Consider the following 15525-nt stretch of genomic DNA (forward strand, 5'->3'; position numbering starts at 1 on the left):
GCGGTGGTAAACAAGCCTTCAGCTAAACGCCAGATTATTTCTGGTATGACCACATCAAGTATCAGGGGAAATCATTAAATCCCAATACATTCAATGAATTAATCAACACCGCTTGCTTAATGAAAATCATTTTCAGCATGCATTTTTGAGCTTGGCCCCGCTTTTGCCGGCTCCGCCATGAAAGCCCGGGCAAAGGGTGGTAATATCGATTTCCTTCTAAAAATGAAACAACTGATTGATATGGCAGCCCGAACCCTGAAAATTGCCACTCGCAAGAGCCCGCTGGCCCTGTGGCAGGCCAACTTTGTCAAAGACCGGCTCGAAGCCCTGCACCCGCAGTTGCAGGTTGAACTGGTGCCCATGAGCACTCAGGGTGACAAGATCCTCGATACCCCGCTGGCCAAGGTCGGTGGCAAGGGATTGTTCGTCAAGGAGCTGGAGACCGCCATGCTGGAAGGACGGGCCGATATCGCCGTTCACTCCATGAAAGACGTTCCGGTGGAGTTCCCCGAGGGGCTAGGCCTGCACACCATCTGCAAACGGGAAGATCCCCGCGATGCCTTCGTTTCCAACCGTTTCAAGGCCATTGCCGAACTTCCGCAAGGGGCCGTTGTCGGCACCTCCAGCCTGCGCCGCCAGTGCCAGCTGCGCGCCGCCCGCCCGGATCTGGTGATCCGCGACCTGCGTGGCAACGTCAACACCCGCCTCGCCAAGCTGGATGCCGGTGAGTATGACGCCATCATCCTCGCCGCCGCCGGTCTGAAACGACTGGAGATGGCGCACCGCATCACCGCCTTTATCGAGCCGGAGCAGAGCCTGCCGGCCAACGGTCAGGGGGCTGTCGGCATCGAATGCCGCCTCGACGATACTGAGCTGCACGCTCTGCTGGCGCCGCTGGAGCACGCCGAGACCCGCGCCCGGGTGCTGACCGAACGCGCCATGAATCGCGCCCTGCAAGGGGGGTGTCAGGTGCCTATCGGAGCCTACGCACTGGTCGAGGGCGAGCAGATCTGGCTGCGCGGTCTGGTGGGTAGCCCTGATGGCACCCAGGTAATCCGCGACGAGATCCGCGGTCCGCTGGCCGATGGTGAGGCCCTCGGCGAGCAGCTGGCCCAGCGCCTGCTGGCCGCCGGAGCCGACGAGATCCTGGCCGAGGTCTACCGCGCATGATCCCGTTGGTGGTGCGTCCGGCCACTCAGGCCGCCGAGCTGGTGCAGTTGCTGCGCCAGCACGGCCATGCACCACTCTGCTGCCCGCTGCTGGAAACCGTGGCGGGCAGCGAACTCCCTCTCCTGCCCGACCTGTTGCGCAGTGCTGACGCTGTTATCGCCGTCAGCATCCATGCCGTTCATTTTGCACACGATTTTCTGTTGCAAACTGGTCAGACCTGGCCACATATTGAGTACTTTGCGGTAGGTCAGGCCAGCGCAGATGCGTTTGCCGCCATAGGCATCACGGCAAGTTGCCCAGATGACCCGCGCAGCGAAGGGCTGCTGGCCCTGCCCGCCCTGCAGCAGGTAGCAGGCAAACGGGTACTGATCCTGCGCGGCAATGGCGGGCGGGATCTCATCGCCAGCACACTGGCCTCACGCGGTGCTCTGGTGCACTATTGTGCGGCCTATGAGCGCCACTACCCCGAGCTGGACGGGGAGACATTAACCCGCCACTGGCAGGCAGCTGGGCTGGACAGCCTGCTCATTACCAGTGGTGAACTGCTGCAACGGCTGCTGGAGCTGGTTCCCGACCACCAGCGGCCCTGGCTTTTTGACCGCCTGCTGGTGGTCCCCAGCCCGCGCGTGGCCGAGATGGCCCACTCCGCGGGCTTTATCCATATCACGATTGCCCAAGGTGCATCCAACCAGGCCCTGACGGCCGCACTGGAACTGAGGAAGATGGAATGACAGAACAACAAGAATCCCAGGTCAAACCCCAGCCGACCGCTGCGGTCAATGGCAACAAGAGCCGCTCCGGTGCCGTACTGGGAGGGGTCGCCATCCTGCTGGCCCTTGGCCTGACCGGCGGTCTCTATCTGCACGGTCACAAGAATGCGGTAGCCCAGCAGGCCGAACTGGCCCAGCTCAAGCAACAGCTGGCGAGCGCCCTTAGCAAGATCGACCAGACCAGCAGCAAGGATGCCGAGCAGCTGGCCGCGCTGGATCAAACCCAGCAGCGGCTGCAGGGGGAGATGCAGGGTCTGCAGAACCGGGTACTGGACCTGAATGACAAGCGCCCCAACGACTGGATGCTGGCCGAATCCGAGTATCTGGTACGGATGGCGGGCCGTAAACTGTGGCTGGAGCATGACCTCGTCTCCGCCATCACCCTGCTCGGCAATGCCGACGAGCGGATCGCCGCCCTCAACGACCCCAGCCTGATGCCGATCCGCAAGGCGCTGGCCGAGGATATCGCCAAGCTCAAGGGGATGCCGCGCATCGACCGCGAGGGGCTGACCCTCAAGCTGGCCGCGCTCTCAGACCAGATCGAGCTGCTGCCCCTCTCCACCGTCAGCATGCCGGAAGCCAAGGCCGAGCCGGATCAGGCGGTCAGCGCCAATCCCGACGAGTGGGAGAGCAACCTGAAGAAGAACTGGGTCAAGTTCACCGAGAACTTCGTCACCATCCGTCGCCGCGATGGCGCGGTCGAGGCGCTGCTCTCGCCGCAGCAGGAGATCTTCCTGCGTGAAAACCTCAAAACCAAGCTGTTGCAGGCCCAGCTCTCCGTCTATCGCGAGCAGCAGGCGCTCTACGAAGACAGCCTGGACAAGGCCCAGCGCTGGCTGACCCAGTATTTCGACACCGACAACAGCGCCACCCGCTACATGCAGGGCGAGATCGACAAGCTCAAGGGTGAGCAGATCCAGATCGACTATCCGGCCCAGTTCAAGACCCAGGCCATGCTGGAGCAGGTACTGACCGAACGCCTGCAACGCATTCTGGCCAGCAGCTGAGGAGGGCACCATGATCCGTATAATCATTCTGGTCGCCGTGATGGTCGCAGGGCTGATCTTTGGCCCGCAAGCCTCCGGCAACAAGGGCTATGTGCTGATTGCCCTTGGCAATTACACCATCGAATCTTCCGTAACCAGCGCGGTGATCCTGGCCGTGCTGTTCTACGGCGCCCTGCTGATCGTCGAGTGGCTGCTGGGTCGGGTATTCGGCCTGCGCCGCAAGACCCTCGGCTGGTACGGCTCGCGCCGCCGCCGCAAGGCCAATCAACAGACCGTCGCCGCCACCCTGGCAATGGCCGAAGGGCACTACAGTCAGGCTGAAAAGCTGATGATCAAGGGGGCCAGCAACAGCGACACCCCGCTGCTCAACTACCTGAGCGCCGCCAAGGCGGCACAGGCCCGTGGTGACGACGCCCGCCGGGATCAATACCTGCAAAAAGCGCAGGAGGAGAATCCCAAAGCCGAGCTGGCGCTCACCCTGACCCAGACCCAGTTGCAGATCGAGCAGGGCCAGTACGATACCGCGCTGGCGATGCTGGAGTCGGTCTACGCCCTCAACCCGCGCCACCCCATGGTGCTGGATCAGCTGCGTCAGGTACATCTGGCCCGTCAGGACTGGAGCGCCCTGTGCGACCTGATACCGGCGCTGCACAAGGTGGGCAAGCTGACCCCGAAACAGGAAGAAGATCTGCTGCAACAGGCTTGGTCTGGCCGCCTGCAACAGGCTGCCGGCAGCCTCGAGACCCTCAAAGCGGTATGGCAGGATCTGCCGCGCAAGCTGCGCCTCGAGCCAGAACTGCTGGCCTGCTACGGCGATCTGCTGCGCCAGCTGGGTGCTGACAGCGAGGCTGCCACCCTGTGGCAGGAGGCGCTGCGCAAACAGCCGATGCCCCAGTTGCTGGCTCGCCTGCCCAAGCTGAAACTCGACAGTTACCAGCCGCTGCTGGCGCTGCTGCAAAAACAGCAGGGACAACCGGAAGTGGACACCGCACTGGCCCAGCTCTATCTGCTGGCAGGTCAACTGGACGATGCCCAGAAGCTGCTGGAACAGGAGGTGGAGCGGGCGCCGAGCGCCGCCGCCTATCACGCTCTCGGCCAGCTGATGGACAAACGCCGCCTCACCAACAAGGCCAACGAGTACTATCGTCAGGCACTGGAACTGGCGGGGATCTGATCCCCGGCGAACAGAAACGCGAGAGGCCGCATGATGCGGCCTCTTTTTTTATCTCTTCGCCCTGCCCTCGTCAGGTGGTGAGCCGCTCCAGCTCGCCGATCAGCCAGATGGCCTCGGCACGGTGGCTGCCGCACACATCCATCATGGGGCGGAAACCGCCGCACACCGCTGGCCGCTCCGGTTGACCGAAGATCTTGCAGCCAAGGGCGCTATCGAGCTGGATACAGGGGACGCCAGCCGGTTTGCCATCTGGCATACCGGGAATGGCACTGCTGATACTGGGGGCGATGCAACAGGCAGCGCAGCCGCTACGGCACTCCATAGACTCCACTCCTTTGGGACGGTCTGAGCCACCATAGCCGAAGCGGCGGCACAAACGTAGCTGGCGCACAAGAAAAAGCCCGACCGCACGGGCGATCGGGCTTCAGACAACACAGCCGGTTCAGCGAGCCATCATCACAGGATGATATCGCGTACCACGCTGTCTTTGCGCTCAAGATAATGGATCGACTTGATACGACGAATGGTGCGCGACTTGCCACGGATCAACAGAGTCTCGGTGGTCGCCATCACGCCATCGCTGGTGATGCCATCCAGCAGATCACCCTTGGTGATGCCGGTAGCGGAGAAGATGACGTTGTCATTCTTCGCCATGTCTTCCAGCTTGAGCACCTTGTTGACATCGATGCCCAGCGCTTCGCAGCGGGCAATTTCCTGCTCGCCCAGCGCACGCACTTCCGGGCTGTCACCCTTGACGCGGTGACGCGGCACCAGACGGGCCTGCATGTCGCCATCCAGCGCGCGGATCACCGCCGCGGAGATCACCCCTTCCGGTGCGCCGCCGATGCCATACAGCATGTCGACTTCGCTGTCCGGCAGACAGGTGAGGATGGAGGCGGCAACGTCACCATCAGGAATGGCGAACACCCGCACGCCCAGACCCTGCATCTCCTTGATTGCCTTGTCATGACGCGGCTTGGCCAGGGTAATGACAGTCAAACGGGAGAGCGGCTTGCCCAGCGCCTTGGCCACGGACTTCAGGTTCAGCTCGAGAGCCTGATCCAGGTCGATGGCGCCTTTGGCCTTGGGCCCGACGATCAGCTTTTCCATGTACATGTCAGGTGCTTTCAGGAAAGAACCCTTGTCGCCCACCGCCAGCACGGCCAGCGCGTTGGCCTGACCCATGGCGGTCATGCGGGTACCCTCGATGGGATCGACCGCGATATCCACCGCGTCGCCGTGTCCGGTACCGACCTTCTCGCCGATATAGAGCATCGGCGCTTCATCAATTTCACCTTCGCCGATCACAATCTCACCATCGATCTCGATCTGGTTGAGAATGTGGCGCATGGCCGCTACGGCCGCCCCATCAGCGATATTCTTGTCACCACGTCCGAGCCACTTGTAGCCAGCCAGTGCAGCCGCTTCCGTCACTCGGGAAAACTCGATTGCCAGTTCACGTCTCATCGCATATCCAACCTATGGAGCTCGAAAACGGGCGGCATTCTACCACAAGGGCAAACCTTTGCGCACAAAAGTAGCCGCTGCGAGCAAGAATGTAGCCAATTCATCCAATTGCAACCCAATTGCCATCGACTCTTCATCCAGTTGTCACCCCGCTGTCATGCATCCTCCCTAGGATGGCCCCGTCTTCAAAACAAAAGCTTGCAACACAAGGGATTAAGATGAAAAAGCTGACTGTAGTGGCACTGGCTCTGACCGCCGCCTTCCAGGCGCAAGCCGTTGAGGTGTATAAAAATGATACCGCCATGCTGGACCTGTATGGCCGCATCTACGCCGGTCAATTCTTCGGCGACAAGAAAGAAAACGTCGATACCGCCAACCCGAATGGCACCAAGGATTACAGCGCCAAGCAAGGGGCTAACCAGTTTGTCCGCTTCGGTGCCAAGGCTGAAACCCAGATCCAGAGCGGTCTGAAGGCGCTGGCCCAGTACGAAGTTCAGATGTACATCAACGACAGCGAGAAGACCATCAGCGAGAGCTCCGACAACCTGCGTACCCGTCTGGCCTTTGCCGGTGTGGGCGCTGACTGGGGTACAGTGACCTTCGGTCGCCAGAAAGGTGCCCCGGGTTTCCTGGCGGACTGGACTGATGTCTCCCTCTCCGACGGCTACGGTAACGAAGCGCTGGGTGCAAAGACCGACACCTTCGCCACCAACCGCGCCGGTTCCGTACTGAAATACTCCGGCCTGTTCAATGGCTTCCAGCTCGACACCAGCTACAAGTTCGACGGTGGTGACACCGAAGAGACTACCAGCAAGGATAGCGACGCGGCCTACGGAGCAGCCGTGGCCTATACCTTCCCTTTCAACCTGTCGCTGGGTACTGCCTATAACGTCGGCCTGCGCGACAAGAGCGGTGAAGAAGATGCAAAACTGTGGCTGATCTCCGCCAAGTTTGACAACAAGGCCGCCTACGCCGCCCTCAGTTATGCCGATGGCAGCGACTTCCTGGCGACCGGCACCGATCACACCGGTTGGGAAGCCGCGCTGGGCTACAACTTCGAGAATGGCTTCGGTCTGATGGCGCTGTGGAACAAACAGGAGCAGGACAAGGCTGGCACCAAGAAAGACAATGTGGATTACTACACCCTGGGAGCCCAGTACAAGTTCAACAAGAACCTGCGGGTGATCGGCGAGTACCGCATCAACAATCTGGACAGCGTTGCCGGCAAAGCGACCGCCAACAAGGATGACTTCCAGCTGGCTGCTCGCTACGACTTCTAATCGAGGTTTTCTGATACCCAAAGCGCGATGGCTTGCCATCGCGCTTTTTCGTCGCTGTTGCTCAGAAAACCACAAACTGGCCTAGGCTCAACAGTAGATGTATCGCCGGAGAGATGATCATGGTCAGGCTGCTTTTCGTCCTGCTCTTGCTGCTGGCTCTTCCCGCTCACGCCCTCAATATCGCCATGGTACTGTGGCGTGGCGAAACCGCCGCCGAGGCGGGCTTTCGGGCCGAACTGACCCGACTTGGCTATCAGACCACCATCACCGTCTACAATGCCAATCAGGATCGCACGGCGCTGGCGACCATGCTACGTCAGCAGATGCTGCCGAAACTGGCCGAATACGACTACATCTACACCTTCGGTACCACAGCCACCACCATGGCAAAGAGTTTGGTCGCCAATCGCAAGCCCATGATATTCAATGTGGTTTCAGATCCTGTCGGGGCAGGTTTTCTCTCGGAAGACAAAGCCCAGAACAGCATGGTGGCCGGGGTAAGCAATATGGTGCCGATGGCGCTGCAACTGGCCAATGCCAGCAAGTACCTCCCATCGGATAAGCGGCTGCTGCTACCCTTCAACCCGCGGGAGCAAAACACCCTGCTGGTGGCCGACATGCTGATCAACGCGGCCAAAGGCTACCAATGGCAAGTCGCAACCTGGCGTATAGCACCGGATCCAAAGCGACTGGAGAACGAGTTGAAGCGGCTGCAACAGGATGCCAAAAACGACATCGTCTTTCTGGCCGCAGACAGCTATCTGCTCTCCATCGCCCCCCGTTTGCTGAATGCACTCAACGCAGCTGCCATCCCTACCATCTGCAGTGCAGAGCTGTTCGTCGAGCACGGCTGCAGCGTGGGCACCATCAGCAGCTACGAGGCGCTGGGCAAGATGGCCGCAGTAATCATCCATCGCCACCAGCAGGGAACGCAGTTGCAGGATATTCCGCTGCAGACAGATCCCCACCCCAAACTGGTGCTGGGGCAACTGGGCAGCACCACCAAGCAGGAGAAGAACCCCGAGAAACCGAAGCTTTGATAAAGATCTCGGCCAATCAGGCTCCAGGCGGGTATGCTGTTGGCCCCCATCGCCCGAGAGCCTTTTCCCATGAGCACCACCGTCTTTTTTGCCGTTCTGCTGGCAGCCCTGCTTCACGCCAGCTGGAATGCGCTGGTCAAAATTGGCGAAGAGCGGCTGGTGGGGGTGTCACTGGTGGCGATCTTTTCAGGGCTTATCGCCGCCGTGGCGCTGCTGCCCATGGGGCTTCCCTCTGCTGCCGAGCTGCCCTGGCTCGGCCTCTCAGTCCTGCTCCATATCGGTTACTGCCTGTTTCTCAGCCATGCCTACAATCAGGGCGATTTTGGCCAGATCTATCCGCTGGCCCGTGGCAGTGCCCCGCTGCTCGCCATGGCGTTAAGTGCCCTGCTGCTGGGGGACTACCCCGGTTACGGCGGCATCATCGGCGCCTGCGTGCTGATCATGGGGGTCTTGCTGATGGCCTGGCGAGGTGGGCAGCAGCGCCTTGACAGCAAAGCGGTTCGGGCAGCACTGATCACGGCCATGTTCACGGCGACCTATACCCTCTCGGATGGAGCCGGCGCCCGCGCAGGGGGTGAACCGGTACGCTACACCCTCTGGCTCTTTGCCTGCACCGGGCTGGCGATGCTGCTGGTGCTGATCGTCCACCAGAAACGCAACGCATGGCGCCAGATCCGTCGCCATGCGATGGCGGGAATGGCAGGAGGTGCCATGTCACTGCTCGCCTACGGGATTGTTATCTGGGCCATGACCCAAGCACCCATTGGCGTGGTCGCGGCTCTGCGCGAAAGCAGTGTGCTGTTTGCCATGCTGCTCTCGGTCTGGCTGCTGAAAGAGCCGCTCGGGCGCATGCGGCTGACGGCGGCGGCCATTATAACCGGCGGCGTGCTGCTGACCCGGCTGGGAGGATAAGCGCTGTCGCCATTGGTGCAGATTTATCTGACAGGATGGCGTAATTCACTCCGCCAAATATGCCGAATACCAACTAATGGAAATAAGTGTCGGCCCGGGCGTAAATGTTTACATCCGCAACGTATCAATTAACTGGCAGGTCTGTTTATTTCAACCACAGCTTCATTCGGGAAACTTACCTGCCAAACAGCATTAATGATAAAATCGTTCACAGTTAATTTTCGGCAACGCTGACCAATACTGCGCATGGCACAGACCATGCCGCTCCGCCCATACATTCATTGACCGCCTGACGGGTAAGCCAGCCCGGTCAGAGATGACCCGATCGCGCCCGCCACAGCAGGATGGCATGGCGCTACCGCGTTATTAATGGGTCCGGTTTCGTCTGTTTAATTTTTGATTATTTTAAATCCAGCACCATCAGGGAGTTTTTAATATGTCGGCAAAAAAGCTGAAGTTGGGCGCCTTTATATTGATGATATTAACATCGGTATTTGGCGTCACTAATATCGGGATCGGTTTTTACCGAATGGGATATGCCGCCATTCCGATGTTCGTGATCGGCGGTCTGTTTTTCTTCATCCCGTTCATTTTGATGATGATTGAGTTTGGTACCGGCTTTCGCAAAGAGGCGGGCGGCATCTTTACCTGGATGCGCCACTCGGTCTCGACCCGATTCGCCTTTATCGGTCTGACCATGTGGTTCGCCTCCTACGTCATCTGGATGTTTGGCAAGGCGCTCTCTATGTGGGTGCCCCTCTCCTTCATGCTGTTTGGCCGCGACATCACCGTCATCCCGGTCACCCTGGGCACCAGCATCGACTTCGGCCCCTTTATTCTGGGAGTGGTCGCCATCGCGCTGGTTGCCACCGTCACCAAGCTCATCACCCTGGGTAGCGCCCGCTTCGCCAAAGTGGCGGCCATCGGCGGTCTCTCCGTGGTGGCACTCAACGTGTTGCTGCTGGTCGGTGGCGTCTTCACCTTCGCGGTGAGCGGCATGACTCTGCAGGAGCCCTTCACCCAGGCATCGCTGACGGCTTCTCCCAATGCCGCTTTCAACGACATCATCCCCTTCCTCGGCTTTATGGTGTTCGCCATCTTCGCCTACGGCGGGGTCGAGGCGATGGCCGGGGTGGCTGACGAGCTGGAAGATCCGGAGCGCGACCTCAAGCGCGGCATCTTCCTCTCCGGCGCCTTCATCGTGCTCTGCTACATCATCGGCTTTCTGGCGGTCGGCTCCATCATGCGCTGGAGCGACTTCCCGGCCGAGGGGATCACCTCACTCTCCGCCCTTTTCATCATCATGCTGGAGCTGGGGCGCCATCTGGGTGGCGAGTGGCTGGGACAGGTGTTCATGCGCTTTGCTGGCCTTGGTATGTTCCTGAGCTATCTGGGTGCCTTTATCGCCCTCTCCTACGCGCCGCTGCGCCAGTTCATCACCGGCACCCCGAGCTACTTCTGGCCGGAGCGTTTCCAGCGCGAGAACGAGAATGGCGTGCGGATTGAAGCCCTCAAGGTGCAAGCCTGGGTGGTCTGTCTGTTCATTGCCGCCAAGTCCATCTTTACCCTGATCAACCCGGAAGGGGCCGCCGCCCTCTATGAGCTGATCATCACCATGACCAACGTCGGCATGACCCTGCCCTACATGTTCCTCATCTACGCCTGGTATCGCTATCGCAACAACCCGGCGCTGGGCAAGGACCTGATCTTCTTCAAGAGCGCGGGCTCGGTACTGTTTGCCACCATCATCAGCCTGATCCTGGTCGCCTTCGGCAACGTCTTTACCGTGGTCGCCCCCTTTATCTCCGGCGATATCTCCACCGGCGTCTGGACCATCATTGGCCCGCTGCTGTTCGTGGTGATCGCCATGCGCTTCAAGATCAAGCAGGAAGATGCCCACTAAACGGTAAGCAATGCTCCATGCCAATCGGGACTGTTCTGGTCCCGATTTTTTTTAGCGCCGGCTTCCGCTCGCCATCACGACCAGCCCATATTGTTAATGCAGAAAAGACTCCATGGAGACCCTTTTTACGTTCTCCTCGCCGCCAGAGCGCGCTCAACGCCGTAAATTATCAATATCAAGGTGAGAATGATTGTGAAGCGCCAGTTCACGACATATAACTTAGCGAGATATCCCTGTATTTCGTCCGGTAGAGCTGATCATGATGATGCGTTCCCTCCTTCCCCTGTTGCTTGGCGCAGTAATGCTGCCGGCCACTATGGACAGTGCCCATGCCAACCCCTTTTCCGCCAGCAGCAAAAGCAGCAGCGGCTTTCTCGAGCGACGGGATGTGCCCAACCTCAGCTCGGCTGCCTTCGTGGTGGCCAACCACAGAACCGGCGAGGTGATCTCCGAGCGCAACGGCAACCGGGTAATGCCCATCGCCTCACTCACCAAGCTGATGACGGCGCTGGTAGTGCTGGATGCCAACCTGCGCCTCAACGAAATGCTCACCGTGACCAATGCCGACATCGACCGCATCAAGGGAACCGGCTCGCGCCTGGCCATAGGTTCCAGGCTCAGCCGCGCCGAAATGCTCCATATCGCCCTGATGTCCTCTGAAAACCGTGCCGCCTCGGCACTGGCCCGCCACTATCCCGGCGGTCAGCGCGCCTTTGTCGAGGCGATGAACGCCAAAGCCCGCATGCTGGGGATGTGGAATACCCACTATGCAGACAGCACCGGGCTCAACCCGCGCAATGTCTCCACCGCGCAGGATCTCGCCAAGCTCGCCGCCGCAGCGGCCTCCTATCCGCTGATCCGCCAGTACTCCACCGACGAGCAGAGTTATGTGCGCACCAACAAGCGTCAGCTGCACTACCTCAACTCCAACCGGCTGATCCGCGAAGGGCAATGGGAGTTCACCCTCTCCAAGACCGGCTATATCCGTGAAGCGGGCCGCTGTCTGGTGCTGGGCACCAAGGTCAATCGTGAGCCGGTGATCATGGTGTTGCTCAATGCCGAGACCACCAACGATCGGGTCGCCGACGCCAAGCGGATCAAAACCTGGCTGGAGAGCTCGGGCAGAACCACCCTGGCCGCCAACCAGAGCAGCATGCTGACTCACCAGTAAGCTCGAGATCCCCAACCAAGCGAGGCGCCCGCCTCGCTTTTTTATCTGCATGAGCGCGCCCAAAAAACGGGAGCCCGCTCCCGTTACAGGTAACACCTTCCACCATCCCGTTACAAAATGTAACTACTCAACAGCGTAATTCACACTAATAGAATCAATTGGTTGTAACCTAGCAGCGAGAATTTTAGCGTGCCATCACAACCCCTGTAACGACGAGCCACCATGCGTATTTCCAGTATCGAGTGCGGGCGGGTACTGGCCATTCTGGCCGTGATGACCATTCACGTATCCCCCTTCGCCAATCCGTTCAATCCCGCCCTGTGGGGAAGTGGATCCTGGCTCTGGCTGAGCGGCACCATCAACCAGTTATGCCGCTTTGCCGTGCCGCTGTTTTTCCTCTGTGCCGGTTACTTTCTGCAGCCGAGACTGAGCCGCGAAGCGCCGCTGACCGTGGCCTGGCGCTACTGCCACCCCTTGCTGCTGCTCTGGCTGGTATGGAGTCTGGTCTACCTGCTGGTGCCGTTCAATCCGCTGGATGCCGTACAGCAAGGCTATCTGGCCTCCCTGCGCGGGCAGTGGCAATTCCAGCTCGGCGACCCCCTCAATGGCTGGCTGGTGGGCGGCATGATCCACCTCTGGTTCCTGCCAGCCCTGGTCATGGCGGTAGCCCTGCTGGCACTCTGTTACCGGCTTGGCAGACCATCGCTCGCCATCTGGCTGGGTCTTGGCCTCTACCTGCTGGCGCTGCTGGGGGGCTCCTATGCCAAGCCGCTGCTGGGCGCCGAGTGGCCACTGCTCACCCGTAACGGCCCCTTCTTCTCCCTGCTGTTTGTGGCGCTCGGGGCCCTGTTGCGCCAGCGTCAGTGGCAGCCCGATGCCCGCACCGGCTGGCAACTGCTGCTGGCGGGCGTGACGCTCTATGGCTGTGAAGCCTGGGCGCTGCAGCACTTTGCCGCAGTGCCGCTCACCCGCCACGACTTCCTGCTCGGCTCCCTTCCCTGGGCTCTCGGCCTGTTTGGACTGCTGCTGGCCAACCCCGAGTGGGGCAAGGGCAGCTGGCTTGAACGTCAGGCCCCCAAAGTGCTCGGGATCTACTGCCTGCACATGATGCTGGTGGTCTGGCTCTTCGTGTTTGGCCCGCAGGCCGCATCCATCCTGTGGGAGATCGCCAAGGTGCCGCTGCTGCTGGGATCGTCTCTGCTGGTCTATCGCCTGCTGGCGACTATCCCCCTCACCCGCCGACTGCTGAGCACTCGCTGAGTCCGATATCCGGCCCGTCCTATCGGGCCGGATATCGCTTCACATTTCGCACCTTTTTCTTCCGCTACGCCCTTTTCCCTCGCTTCGTTCTCGCGGTTTGCTGTAATGGCTCTGCTTTTCAGCCGAGCTCTGCCGACCACACAACACGCACCCAAAGCCCCCTCCATTTTCACCTTGCCAGACAAATGAAAATCAATATCATTGGCATCCCGCTTAAGCGGGTCAGGCTAATTATAATTAAATCAATATGTTCGAGCCGTCAGGTCGACATCCAAAGAGTCAATATTGAATATGCAGCACCCTCACTTTCGCAGAACGCTGGTCTCGCTGGCACTGCTGGGCACCGGCTTCACTGCCCAGGCCACCGATGAAACCATGACTGTGGTTGGCAAACGCTCCCAGCATCAGGAAGTTGCCACCGCAACCCGTACCAATACGCCAGCCAAGCTGGTTCCCCAGACCATCGACAGCGTCAAGGTCAGCGAGCTGACCGCCTTCGGCCAACCTACGCTGAGTGAAGCCCTGAGCGGCATTCCCGGGGTCAACGCAAGCGGTGATACCCGCTTCGACGGGGTCAATATCCGCGGCTTCAGCGCCAGCAACGACTTCTATCTCGACGGATTCCGCGACGACATGCAGTACACCCGGGATCTCGGCAACATCGAGCGGGTGGAAGTGCTCAAGGGCCCGGCTGCCGTGCTCTACGGCCGCGGTAGCACGGGGGGCATCGTCAACCGGGTCAGCAAGAAGCCGCAAAAAGGGCAGGAGTCCAGCGTCACCGCCCGGGTCGGCGGCTTTGACAGTCAGCGACTGGCCGCCGACCTCAATGGCGAGGCGAGTGAGCAGGTGCAACTGCGCCTCAACATGGCGCAAGAGGACAAAGATAGCTTCCGCAACGGCGTGAAGAGCAAGCGCACCCTGCTGGCCCCCTCCGCCAACTGGGAGATCAGCGACAACCTCAACTGGCTGGTGCAGTACGAGCGCAACGAACATGACCGCACCCCGGATCGCGGCATTCCCGGGGTCAATGGCCGTCCGGCCGATGTGCCGCGAGAGTATGTCTACAGCGATACCAGCCGCGACTTCATCGATGACGTGGCACAATCCACCCGCTCACGCCTCTCCTGGGATATCAACGATCAGTGGCAGTTGCGCCAGCAGCTCGGTTACTCCACCCTCGACAGCCAGTTTGACAACACCTATGTCACCAGCGTCAAAGGGGATCAGGTGACCCGCTCCCGCTGGCAGCAGGATCTCAAAGCGAAGAACCTGATCAGCAACACCGAGGCAGAAGGTCTGTTCCAGACCGGCCCGGTGGAACATCGCCTGCTGGCCGGCTTCGAGCAGAACTGGCAGGAGCGCACACCCAAGCTCTACCAGAACGCCACCGCCATCCCGTCCGGCAACCTCTACGACCCGGGCTCACTGCCTACCTACAATGGCGCCATGAAGCTCTCCAGCGACGCCAAACACAAGGTGCGCGGCAATGGCCTCTATCTGCAGGATCAGCTCAGCCTGGGTGACTGGCATCTGGTTGGCGGGCTGCGCCGTGACGACTTCACCGTCACCAGTCGCCGCTACGACCTCAACAAGGAGGAGAGCGTCTCGGTCAACAGCCTGAGCCCGCGCCTCGGTCTGGTGTGGAATCCCCTCGAGGATCACGCCTTCTACACCTCCTACAGCAAGACCTTCACTCCGGTGGGTGGCGAGCTGATCGGCATCACCCCGGGTGACAAGAACAACGGGCTGGAACCCCAGCACACCCGCCTCTACGAGGGGGGGGTGAAGAGTGACTGGCTGAACGGCAAGCTGGCGACCACTCTCTCCCTCTATCGACTGGAGATGTACAACAAGCGCACCAAGGACCCGCTGGATCCCACCAAGGTGATCCTTACCGGCCTGCAACGTACCGAAGGGATCGAGCTGAGCGCCCGTGCCGAGCTGACCGACGAGATCTATCTGCGTGGCGGCTTCGCCATTCAGGATGCGGAGCAGGTCAAGGCGGATGCGGATCTGCAGGGCAAGCGCCCGATGAACGTCTCCCGTCAGAATGGCCAGCTCTATCTCGGCTACAAGAGTGGCGAGCAGGGCTGGTTCGGCGAAACCGGCGTGACGGCAGTGGGCGATCGCTTTGCCGACAACGCCAACACCACCACACTGCCCGGTTACGCCCGCTTCGATGCGCGCGCCGGTTATCGCTGGCAACAGTGGGAAGCCGAGCTGAGCGCCGAAAACCTGACCGATCACGAGTACTTTGTCAGCGCCACCAGTGCCACCCAGATCATGCCGGGTACGCCCCGTCAGCTGAGTCTGACCGGAACCTACCGCTTCTGATCTCTGTGACAACCACCCCGACTGGCCAGCCCTTGCT

The 15525-nt window shown here is 60.3% G+C and carries 13 protein-coding genes; 11 read left to right on the top strand and 2 right to left on the bottom strand.

Annotated elements, in window-relative coordinates:
* Positions 1–240 precede the first annotated feature (240 nt).
* The 4 genes from hemC to G5229_RS07765 are packed head-to-tail and all read left to right on the top strand — an operon-like array spanning position 241 to position 4121.
* Positions 241–1170: a hydroxymethylbilane synthase gene (gene hemC / locus G5229_RS07750; RefSeq protein ID WP_421208942.1), complete on the top strand. Its 930-nt coding sequence runs from the start codon at positions 241–243 to the stop codon at positions 1168–1170.
* Positions 1167–1901, top strand: coding sequence for a uroporphyrinogen-III synthase (locus G5229_RS07755; RefSeq protein ID WP_257725499.1), 735 nt, complete (start codon positions 1167–1169; stop codon positions 1899–1901). The genes hemC and G5229_RS07755 overlap by 4 nt, the downstream gene beginning before the upstream one ends.
* Positions 1898–2947, top strand: coding sequence for a uroporphyrinogen-III C-methyltransferase (locus G5229_RS07760; RefSeq protein ID WP_236341209.1), 1050 nt, complete (start codon positions 1898–1900; stop codon positions 2945–2947). Before G5229_RS07755 ends, G5229_RS07760 begins: the two co-directional genes overlap by 4 nt.
* A 10-nt stretch (positions 2948–2957) precedes the next feature.
* Complete coding sequence (locus G5229_RS07765) at positions 2958–4121, top strand: heme biosynthesis HemY N-terminal domain-containing protein (protein ID WP_421208911.1); 1164 nt, start codon at positions 2958–2960, stop codon at positions 4119–4121.
* A gap of 70 nt (positions 4122–4191) precedes the next feature.
* Here the strand turns inward: G5229_RS07765 and G5229_RS07770 are convergent, their stop codons facing one another.
* Positions 4192–4443: a YkgJ family cysteine cluster protein gene (locus G5229_RS07770; RefSeq protein WP_005336384.1), complete on the bottom strand. Its 252-nt coding sequence runs from the start codon at positions 4441–4443 to the stop codon at positions 4192–4194.
* 134 nt (positions 4444–4577) lie between these two features.
* Positions 4578–5588, bottom strand: a complete 1011-nt coding sequence (gene glpX / locus G5229_RS07775) for a class II fructose-bisphosphatase (RefSeq protein ID WP_005336386.1) — start codon at positions 5586–5588, stop codon at positions 4578–4580.
* A gap of 218 nt (positions 5589–5806) precedes the next feature.
* Here glpX and G5229_RS07780 point away from each other — a divergent pair, with 218 nt between their 5' ends.
* The 7 genes from G5229_RS07780 (at position 5807) to G5229_RS07810 (ending at position 15488) form a co-directional block, all read left to right on the top strand.
* Entirely contained in the window at positions 5807–6868 is a 1062-nt protein-coding gene (locus G5229_RS07780) for a porin (RefSeq protein WP_216952723.1), read from the top strand.
* Positions 6869–6987: 119 nt separating this feature from the next.
* Positions 6988–7908 (top strand): ABC transporter substrate-binding protein, encoded by a 921-nt coding sequence (locus G5229_RS07785; protein WP_216952722.1) that lies wholly within the window; start codon positions 6988–6990, stop codon positions 7906–7908.
* 33 nt (positions 7909–7941) lie between these two features.
* Positions 7942–8820 (top strand): EamA family transporter, encoded by an 879-nt coding sequence (locus G5229_RS07790; RefSeq protein WP_421172968.1) that lies wholly within the window; start codon positions 7942–7944, stop codon positions 8818–8820.
* A 436-nt stretch (positions 8821–9256) separates the two neighbouring features.
* Complete coding sequence (gene yjeM, locus G5229_RS07795; RefSeq protein ID WP_421208912.1) at positions 9257–10723, top strand: glutamate/gamma-aminobutyrate family transporter YjeM; 1467 nt, start codon at positions 9257–9259, stop codon at positions 10721–10723.
* Positions 10724–10982: 259 nt separating this feature from the next.
* Entirely contained in the window at positions 10983–11894 is a 912-nt protein-coding gene (gene pbpG, locus G5229_RS07800) for a D-alanyl-D-alanine endopeptidase (protein WP_042053464.1), read from the top strand.
* Positions 11895–12116: 222 nt separating this feature from the next.
* Positions 12117–13154: an acyltransferase gene (locus G5229_RS07805; protein ID WP_227341551.1), complete on the top strand. Its 1038-nt coding sequence runs from the start codon at positions 12117–12119 to the stop codon at positions 13152–13154.
* 291 nt (positions 13155–13445) lie between these two features.
* The gene (locus G5229_RS07810) at positions 13446–15488 is read left to right on the top strand and encodes a TonB-dependent receptor (protein ID WP_421208913.1); all 2043 of its coding nucleotides are present in this window, start codon (positions 13446–13448) and stop codon (positions 15486–15488) included.
* Positions 15489–15525: the final 37 nt, after the last annotated feature.

This window comes from Aeromonas sp. 602396 (assembly GCF_049173735.1).
In the GTDB taxonomy this organism is placed as follows: domain Bacteria; phylum Pseudomonadota; class Gammaproteobacteria; order Enterobacterales; family Aeromonadaceae; genus Aeromonas; species Aeromonas veronii_A.

Coding starts and splice junctions, on each gene's coding strand:
- hemC (WP_421208942.1), top strand. CDS start 241: ATGGCAGCCCGAACCCTGAAAATTGCCACTCGCAAGAGCCCGCTGGCC.
- G5229_RS07755 (WP_257725499.1), top strand. CDS start 1,167: ATGATCCCGTTGGTGGTGCGTCCGGCCACTCAGGCCGCCGAGCTGGTG.
- G5229_RS07760 (WP_236341209.1), top strand. CDS start 1,898: ATGACAGAACAACAAGAATCCCAGGTCAAACCCCAGCCGACCGCTGCG.
- G5229_RS07765 (WP_421208911.1), top strand. CDS start 2,958: ATGATCCGTATAATCATTCTGGTCGCCGTGATGGTCGCAGGGCTGATC.
- G5229_RS07770 (WP_005336384.1), bottom strand. CDS start 4,443: ATGGAGTGCCGTAGCGGCTGCGCTGCCTGTTGCATCGCCCCCAGTATC.
- glpX (WP_005336386.1), bottom strand. CDS start 5,588: ATGAGACGTGAACTGGCAATCGAGTTTTCCCGAGTGACGGAAGCGGCT.
- G5229_RS07780 (WP_216952723.1), top strand. CDS start 5,807: ATGAAAAAGCTGACTGTAGTGGCACTGGCTCTGACCGCCGCCTTCCAG.
- G5229_RS07785 (WP_216952722.1), top strand. CDS start 6,988: ATGGTCAGGCTGCTTTTCGTCCTGCTCTTGCTGCTGGCTCTTCCCGCT.
- G5229_RS07790 (WP_421172968.1), top strand. CDS start 7,942: ATGCTGTTGGCCCCCATCGCCCGAGAGCCTTTTCCCATGAGCACCACC.
- yjeM (WP_421208912.1), top strand. CDS start 9,257: ATGTCGGCAAAAAAGCTGAAGTTGGGCGCCTTTATATTGATGATATTA.
- pbpG (WP_042053464.1), top strand. CDS start 10,983: ATGATGATGCGTTCCCTCCTTCCCCTGTTGCTTGGCGCAGTAATGCTG.
- G5229_RS07805 (WP_227341551.1), top strand. CDS start 12,117: ATGCGTATTTCCAGTATCGAGTGCGGGCGGGTACTGGCCATTCTGGCC.
- G5229_RS07810 (WP_421208913.1), top strand. CDS start 13,446: ATGCAGCACCCTCACTTTCGCAGAACGCTGGTCTCGCTGGCACTGCTG.